The sequence below is a fragment of the Thermococcus sp. genome (assembly GCF_027052235.1).
Lineage (GTDB): Archaea > Methanobacteriota_B > Thermococci > Thermococcales > Thermococcaceae > Thermococcus.
In genome coordinates this window covers 1-8348 of the sequence record NZ_JALUFF010000067.1, presented here as the reverse complement: position 1 = coordinate 8348, position 8348 = coordinate 1, and the positions used below count along the sequence as shown (strand labels likewise).

The window sequence follows — 8348 nt, the reverse complement described above, 5'->3', positions numbered from 1 at the left end:
GCTATAACGTCCGTGTCGTTAGGGTCAAAGAAAGGGTCCTCGCCCTCACCCGCGGCGGCTTCGTCTGCCCCTTCACGACCGAGAGGATAGGTGACTTTGTGAACCTCGAGTTCTTCAGGGACTACCCTAACCTCGTCCTGGCGGGGGAGATGGCCGGGCCGGAGAGCCCCTACATAGTCGAGGGGCCGCCCTACGTGAAAGAAGATATTCAGTTCTTCCTCTTCGACATCCAGGAAAAGGGAACCGGAAAGAGCCTGCCGGTTGAGGAGCGCTATAAGCTCGCCGAGGAGTACGGAATTCCGCAGGTTGAGCGCTTCGGCCTCTTCGACCGCTCCAGTATAGATGAACTCCACGACCTCATAGAGAGGCTCAGCGAGGAGAGGAGGGAGGGGGTCGTCATGAAGACCCCCGACATGAAAAAGGTCGCGAAGTACGTGACGCCCTACGCCAACATCAACGATGTCAAGATCGGCTCGCACATATTCTTCGACCTTCCTCACGGCTACTTCATGGGGAGGATAAAGAGGCTCGCCTTCTACCTGGCTGAGAAGCACGTTAAGGGAGAGGAATTCGACGAGTACGCCAAAGCCCTCGGAAAGGCCCTGCTGAGGCCCTTCGTTGAGAGCATCCACGAGGTAGCGCACGGCGGCGAGGTCGAGGAGGTCTTTACGGTTAGGGTGAAGAACATAACGACCGCCCATAAAATGGTGACCCACTTCGAGAGACTCGGCGTGAAGATCCACATCGAGGACATCGAGGATTTGAAGAACGGCTACTGGAGGATAACCTTCAAGCGTGTTTACCCAGACGCGACGAGGGAGATACGAGAGCTGTGGAACGGGCTGGCGTTTGTGGACTGAGGCCGAAAGGCTTAAATCATTATCCTGTCAAAGATTATCTTGGTGAAGATAATGTTTGTCAACCGAAAAGATGAGCTGGCCCTCCTTGAGTCCCTCCACTCCTCAGATAAAAAGGAGATTCTGATTCTCTACGGGCGCAGGCGGGTTGGAAAGACCGAGCTCGTTAAGAGGTTCATTAACGGTAAGTCAGCCATCTACTTTCTGGCCGACAGGGCCGGACTGGAGTCCAACGCGAGGCGGTTTTACGGGGAGGCCAGTGAGGTCCTCGGGCTTCCAAGGCTCGAGGTGCGCGACTTTCGGGAGGCCTTTGAGCTCATCAAGCTCAGAACTCGGGGCAGGCTGGTGGTCGTCATAGACGAGTTCTCCTACCTCTTGCTCTCGGATAGGAACACTCCAGCCGTTTTTCAGCATGTGATAGATGAAATCCTCGACGACCGCTTCTTCCTAATCTTGAGCGGCTCGATAATTGGGTTGATGGAGGGGCTGATGGAGTATGGGAATCCGCTCTACGGCAGAAGGACCGCCCAGCTCAAGCTTAAGCCCCTGAACTTCTTCCACGTCCGCGAGTACTTCGAAAACGCGCCCATCGAGACCGTCGTGAGGATATACTCGGTGACGGGCGGCGTGCCCATGTACTTCAAACTCTTTGAGGGGAGGAACTTCGAGGAGGAACTCCTGAGGGTGGCGTTCTCCCCCACCTCCGTACTCTACGAGGAGCCCGAGTTCATCCTGCGGGAGGAACTCGGCGACGTCCACCGCTACTACCTGATCCTCGAGGCCCTCGCCAACGGGAGGCACAGAGTCAGCGAGATCGCTCATTACGCGGGTATAGAATCCAAGGACATGCCGAAATACCTGAGAACGCTTATCTCCCTCGAGCTCGTGAGGCGCGAGGTTCCCGTTACGGAATCCGAGAAGAGCAAGAAGGCACGCTATTTCATTAACGACAACTTCTTCGCTTTCTGGTTCCGCTTCGTAAAGCCCAACAGGGGGAAGATAGAGATCGGGACCTTCAGGATGGACTGGGACGACTTCAACGCCTACGTGGGCAGGGTGTTTGAAGAGGTTGTGGGGCAGTTTTTAATCGAGCTAAATAGGGCTAGGAAGCTGCCATTTGCGTTTACAAAGATCGGCCGCTGGTGGCATAAGAATGAGGAGATTGATCTCGTGGCGTTGAACGAGAGGAAGAAGAAGGCTCTTTTCGTCGAGGTGAAGTGGAAAGAGCTGAGCGAAAAGGAGGCGAGGGGAGTTCTTAAGGATTTGGAGAGGAAGAGCGAGCTTGTGGGGCTGGAGAGCTGGGAAAAGGGCTACGGAATTGTGGCAAAGAGGGTTGAGGGAAAGGTAGGGCTTAGGGAAGATGGCTGGCTGGTGTGGGACTTGAAGGACTTCGAGGGATGTTTTAGGCAGGAGTGAGCAATATCTCTTATGGGGCAGGTGGGCGAAAGATGTTGTTGAAGAAGGCGCCGATGAAAAGGCAGTTGAAATCCTCTCCGCGTTCAAGGCTCTGAAGTGCCCCCAACTGCGGTGATGAAGCTTGCCCCCCCACAACCTCAGGGAAAATTCGAAAAAGCGGAGAAAGCCTTCACGAGGCTTTTAACGGACGGGCCTTTCGGGACCGCTCGGCTCTATGTCCCTCTGCCTTTTTTACCCCTGCCTTGTCGAAAACTCCTGGTTCTCTTATTAAAAACATCGACTCGGTTTCTTTGGTATCGGGCTTTTGGTGCTGGAAAAGCTGGGCAAGTTCACAAAACACCTCTTTATAAATAACTGTTCGATATACTGGACAAGGTTTATAAAAGATGCCAAAGTATTAACTCCCATGAGGGAAGATTTAGCAAAGGTTCTGGTGGAGTGGCAGGAAACGTGGACGCCCGAGCTGGTCAAGAGGGACTTTGACCTTTCCCTGATTCCTGATGAACCTAGAAAGGTCGTAACCTTCGCAGGCTGCCGGAGGGTCGGCAAAACCTACCTGATGTTCCAGCTCATCAACGAACTGTCGAAAAAAGTCCCGAGGGAAGAGGTGTTCTACGTCAACTTCGAGGACGAGAGGCTTGAGAAGAAGGTTGAAACCCTAACCGAGCTCATCCCGACGATAGAGGAGCTCTATGGGAGGAAGGGACGGCTGTACCTATTTCTGGATGAGATACAGAACATTCCAAACTGGGACCTGTGGGTGAGGCGAATTCACGATTCGAGGGGGGATGTGAGGCTCTTCCTGAGCGGCTCTTCCTCAAAGCTATCCAGCAGGGAGATTCCGACATCACTCCGGGGCAGGGCGCTGACTTTTGAAGTTTTCCCCCTGAGCTTCCGCGAGTTTCTCAGGTTCAAGGGCTTTGAAATGCCGGAGAAACTGGACTTCAGCTCCAAAAAGCCAGTGCTCCTTAACCTGCTGAGGGAGTACGTCCTCTACGGAGGCTTTCCAGAGGTTGTTCTGACCAAAGACGTGAGGATCAAGAGGCTGATCGTCAGGGACTACTTCAACACGATAATAGCCCTCGACGTCGTTGAGAGGTATTCGATCAGAAACCCTGAGGAGCTCAGGGCGTTCACCAGGCTTCTCCTTAACTCCGAGTACGTGAGCCTGAGCAAAACCGCCAGAACGATGAGGAGCATGGGATATTCGATATCCAAATCAACGCTTGCCAACTACCTGAGGTACCTCGGGGAGTGCTACTTCGCCTTCCCAATTGAGGTTTATTCCTCTAAGGTAAAGCTCAGGATGCAGCACCCTAGAAAGATATACTTCGTTGACACATCGTTCCTGACGTTTCTGAGCGTAAAGTTCAGCGAGAACATCGGGAGGCTTTTGGAGAACACGGTTTTCATCGAGATCCTCAGGCGTGGAAAGGAAGTCAACTACGCCCTCGGAGATAACTGGGAGGTCGATTTCGTCCTGCCCGATGAAGGAGTCCTCATACAGGTTAGCTACGACGTTGGCGATGAGGAGACGCTAAAGCGTGAGGTGAACGCGCTGAGAAAGGCATCGAGGGAGTTCGGCTTTAAAAATGCCCTGTTGATTACGTGGGATTCTGAGGGAAGGATAGAAAGGGGGAAAACCACGATAGAGATGGTGCCGCTGTGGAAGTTCCTGGTTGGGGAGTTTATTTGAGTGGTTGGCGGTGTTGTTTCCGCCTGCGGTATAGTCTGTAAGGTGAGGGTTTGGGATTTGGGGATTTTGAGAGGATCAGGAAGCAGTTAGTGACTCCTCCTCGGGCAGAAAAGCATTTTAGAGAGTTGCGCGTATTGAGAGAGGGGGCGTGAGGGATGATAGTATTCGCCACAAAGCATAAGGGTAACGATATGATGGAAAGGGGGTACCTGAAGGGCTTCTTTAGTAATAATGATAAAACTGCTAAAATGTGGCGGCAGCTAATAGAATACGTTCATCCTGAAGGTGAAAAGGCACTGGAAAAGTACGAAGAACTCGAGAGATCTTTTGGTGTTTCTAAAGGTGCTGCGGAACCAATAGTCAAACATGATCTTGCGTCAGCCACAAAACTATCTCTTTGGATAAAAATATTCTGTGAAGCAGCAGCGAGTATTCTCGGCACAACACCGCACGATCTTCTTACTATATTACAGCTAGAAGATACTGTTAGTCACATTCAACCATGGAACCACAACAGCGAAGACCCACTTGGAATAAACTGGTACTTGATAGAAGAAACGCTAAAAAAAAGCGAATACGTCGACGAGTTAATAGGTAAAAAAATAACTGACGACGATTTGGCAAAGCTGCGGGAAGTTGCACAAGTTGTGGCGAAACTCGTAGATGCGTGGGGACCAGACAACGTAGACTATGCAACAATCTGGCTGGCACGTGGAAAAAAGGTGGACGATCTGAAAGAGTTTATAGAAAGGTTTGCGAAGGATCCCGAAAAAACGCTACAATATTTGGAAGAATTGCGGCAAGTGCTGCACAAATACATAAAACCAAAGGGGATCCAACCACCAGCCAAAGAGTCTCATAAGGCAAAGACAATCTCTCCAGATTTAACTGCCGAAAAGGTTGAGGTTCTGTCAATCCTCCAGGCATTGGAGTTCACCGACTACTCTGAAAAAGCCAAGGAAAAAGCCCTCCAAAAGCTGGCCTCGATGCTCGAAGAGCTCTCAAAGGAAGAGCTCACAGCTGAGAACCTCCAGAAAATCGGCCTCATAGCCTTCGCGGTTGAGATTATAAAGCGGGGAGAGTTCCGCAGGGTAGAGGAGATAAAGAAGCTCTGAGGGGCTTTAGGCCCGCTTTTTAACCCTTTTCATCCTGAGGTACTCCTCTTTGCTGAGCGGGAAGTCCTTGGCCGATTGAAGGAACGAGTTGATCAGTTTCACCTGCTGTCTGAATACCTCATCGGGGTTCTCCTTCAGCCTCTTGACGTATAACCTTATGAAGGCCAGTCTCTCCTCCATGTCGCGCTTAGAACGGTACTTCGACGTCGAGCCTTTTCGCGTATTCACGGAGCATCGCCCCGTCGAGGTTGTCCTTAAACAGTTCGTACAGGAAGAACGCATCTTCGAAGTCCTTATCGCTTCCAAGGTAAAGCTTGTACGCTATCTGCAGTTCTATCGGTGAGATGTAAATTCTTCTGCCGCTGAGCTCCACGGGAATCCTTCTCTCAAGAGCTTCTCGAGGGAAGTAGTCCTTTGGAAACTTTATCTCCGCGTTTGGGATCATCTCCCCCCTTCTGGCCATCCGGATCCCCATTTTCTCGACGGGCATTTCATAGAGGCCACTGCAGTCCTCCGGGTTAAGGAACTCGAAGCCTCTCGCCTCCGCCTCATCGCACATCCTCAGGAACCTCTGCTCCGGAATCCTTTCGATTACAAAGTCCACGTCCTCAGTTCCGCGAGAGCGACCGAAGAGAATCGTGACATAGCCGCTGACTATTACGTAGGATGCGTGTTTTTCTATGAGCTTGACTACCTCCAGTACGAACTCGTCCAGCTCGCTTAGTTCGCGGTTGATTACGATTGGTTTCCCCATTTTAATCCCCATGCTATCCCCATTGGATTTTTGGCCCTCGGTGTATTTAGCACTTTCCTCGTCTCTCCTCCTCTCAACTTGCACCTCCACAAGTAGCTTGCAGGGGTGCAAGTTAAAGTTCCCTGAAGACCCTCTCAAGAACGGGGTCCGAAATCTTATACCTCCCGTTTCTCTTCTCGACGTAGCCAGACTTCACGAGGTTCTCAAGAAGCTTTGAAAAGTTGGAGTCGTTGACGTAGCCGAGCTTGAGCGTGAGGTAGTCCTTGACCTCCTTCCAGCGGGAATAGCCGAGGCTTATTGCCTTCAGTATCACCCTGTACCTCGGACTGTAGGCGAAGAGCTTTGACAGCTCGCTGTTCACAACTGATTTCGCCTCCCTGAGGACTTCCTCGATAGCCTTTTCGTGTCCTACCCCTCTCGTAACCCTGACGTAGCCGTAGAGTGCCAGCCAGCCGACGATTCCGTCGAGTTCCTCAACGGTCGCCTCAATCTCGCGCTCGCCTACCCTAACTTTTCCTTCCTCAAAGCCCCTCCTCAGAAACTCGGCGCTCAGCTCCGGGCTGAACCTCTCGAGGGTTATGTTGTGGTGGTACCTGCCGAAGAGCGGAGCGTTTGGGTCGTTGAACTTGAGGAAATCGAAGAGCAGGCCCACTTCAGAGCCAGTCAGGACGAAGCTCAGGTTCTCGAGGTTGTCGATTGCGTAAGCCAGAATCCCGTCGTACTTTGTCGCCCCGCCAAAGCGGAGGTACTGGGCCTCGTCGAACGCTATGATGATCCTTCCGGCCCTTTCGCCGTACTCGTTGAGGGCCTCCAAGAGCTCGGTTATCGAGAACTCCTTTGAGGTTATCTCGACCTTAACCCCTGAGACACTCACGCCTTTAACCCTTTCGAGGAAGACCTTTGCCTCTTCGATAATCCTCTGCCTCCCGCTCATTGCCGAGAGGAGCATCTTCCCGATGACGTACCTGTTCACAGAGGAGAACTCGGAGTATGTTTTTCGCACGTCTATCTTAATTGATGGGTTTGGAAGCTCGTTGAGAGCAACGTTCAGTAGGGAGCTTTTTCCCAGCCTTCTGAGCCCGAGGAGGAGTATCAGCCTCTCCCCGCGTTCTATTGCCTCTTCAAACTCCCTGAGCTCCCGCTCCCTGTCAAACAGTTCTTTCCTTTTCGTCTTTGGGTAGGGTGAGAACAGCATTAACTTGCACCCCCACAAGTTACTTGCACCCCTGCAAGTTAAAAGGCTTTCCCCCAACCTTTGCTTGCGCAAAGTTTCATCAAACAATTCTCCCCCAATAAGGTAATGATTACAACATGGGTTTCCTCAAGATACCGTCAGCCTAACGAAGAACATGCATGATGAGAGCGTCTTGTGAGGGTTTCCTACTGCTGACGCCCTTCGGGCGTCTTTTTGAAGTAAACCCTTTTAAAAGGAGGCCCCTGAAGATGTTCTGAATCAAAAACCAAATCTCAATGAAAGGAAACCCTCGTTAGAGAGGGCTTAAGGGACAGTTTATCACTTTCCGCCAGCGCTTTGCGAAGCAAACAAACTTTGCAGGGTAAAGTTTCTGGGGGTGTGGGGGCGTTAGCCCCCAGAGGATTAATGAATAAGGAAGGCGGGGAAACGTAGTTTCCCAGGTTTTAGAGAAAAGTGGGGTTGTGGGGCGAAGCCCCACTCCGGGGGTTTGAGAGTACAGAGAGATAAGGGGGCGGAGCTCCCTTGTCTTTTGTTTGCAAAAAAGTTGCATACCTTCCAGACCAAAAAAGGGTGGAAGGGTTCGAAAGCCTTTTAAATACTCTCCATAGACCCCACTTCAGCGTTGAAGTGACCACAGCGAAGGATGACGGAAAAATGGCCTGGCACGTCTTCATTCCAGATTCGCTCCTCGAAGAGAGCGACGACCCGAAGATCAGGACGTACAAGGTCGGGCAGATAGCCAGGGCCTGTGCAATCTTTGGCGTCGAGCACGTCTGGATCTACAGGGCTGGCGGCAGGGACGGCAGGTTCATCAAGACCATCCTTGAATACGCGGAAACACCCCAGTACCTCCGCAAAAGGCTGTTCCCGCTGATGCCCGAACTCAAGTACGTCGGTGTCATCCCGCCGCTCAGAACGCCGCACCACAAGCTCAAGGGAAAGCCAAAGGTCGGCGAAATCCGCGAGGGCTTCGCCTTTAGGAAGGGACGCAGGGTCTACGCGGACATCGGCCTCGACGACCTCGCGATGGTCGAGGGGGACGTTGAAGGGCGCGCAACGTTCAGGATCGTCTCGGTAAGGCCGCTCAGGGTGATACCAGCGAAGCCGGAGGAATACTGGGGGTACAGGGTTCACCTGACGAGGAAGTCACTGGCGAAAACACTTAAAAAGGCCAGGCTGGATTTGGTCATCGCGACCTCAAGGAGGGGTCGCGACATCCGAGAGGTGAAGCTTCCCCCGCTGGAGGGGGAGGTCGGATTCGTCTTCGGCTCACCGAGGAAGGGCGTGATCGAGCTCCTCGGCGAGGAGGATTATA

8 protein-coding genes are annotated in these 8348 nt (G+C 52.3%); 5 read left to right on the top strand and 3 right to left on the bottom strand.

Going from position 1 to position 8348, the window contains the following annotated elements; genetic code table 11:
* The 4 genes from MVC73_RS09055 to MVC73_RS09040 form a co-directional block, all read left to right on the top strand.
* A partial coding sequence (locus MVC73_RS09055) for an RNA ligase (RefSeq protein ID WP_297510026.1) occupies positions 1-860 on the top strand: 860 nt, incomplete at its 5' end.
* Positions 861-911: 51 nt separating this feature from the next.
* The gene (locus MVC73_RS09050; RefSeq protein WP_297510030.1) at positions 912-2273 is read left to right on the top strand and encodes an ATP-binding protein; all 1362 of its coding nucleotides are present in this window, start codon (positions 912-914) and stop codon (positions 2271-2273) included.
* 406 nt (positions 2274-2679) lie between these two features.
* Positions 2680-3969: an ATP-binding protein gene (locus MVC73_RS09045; protein WP_297510023.1), complete on the top strand. Its 1290-nt coding sequence runs from the start codon at positions 2680-2682 to the stop codon at positions 3967-3969.
* Positions 3970-4124: 155 nt separating this feature from the next.
* Entirely contained in the window at positions 4125-5084 is a 960-nt protein-coding gene (locus tag MVC73_RS09040) for a hypothetical protein (RefSeq protein ID WP_297510021.1), read from the top strand.
* Positions 5085-5090: 6 nt separating this feature from the next.
* Here the strand turns inward: MVC73_RS09040 and MVC73_RS09035 are convergent, their stop codons facing one another.
* The 3 genes from MVC73_RS09035 to MVC73_RS09025 form a co-directional block, all read right to left on the bottom strand.
* Entirely contained in the window at positions 5091-5312 is a 222-nt protein-coding gene (locus tag MVC73_RS09035) for a hypothetical protein (protein WP_297510019.1), read from the bottom strand.
* A complete protein-coding gene (locus MVC73_RS09030; protein ID WP_297510017.1) occupies positions 5272-5850 on the bottom strand; it encodes a hypothetical protein in 579 nt (192 codons plus the stop codon). The genes MVC73_RS09035 and MVC73_RS09030 overlap by 41 nt, the downstream gene beginning before the upstream one ends.
* A gap of 100 nt (positions 5851-5950) precedes the next feature.
* Positions 5951-7033: an ATP-binding protein gene (locus tag MVC73_RS09025; RefSeq protein WP_297510015.1), complete on the bottom strand. Its 1083-nt coding sequence runs from the start codon at positions 7031-7033 to the stop codon at positions 5951-5953.
* Between the two features lie 654 nt (positions 7034-7687).
* Here MVC73_RS09025 and MVC73_RS09020 point away from each other — a divergent pair.
* The coding region (locus MVC73_RS09020; RefSeq protein ID WP_297510028.1) for a putative RNA uridine N3 methyltransferase at positions 7688-8348 on the top strand (661 nt) is incomplete at its 3' end.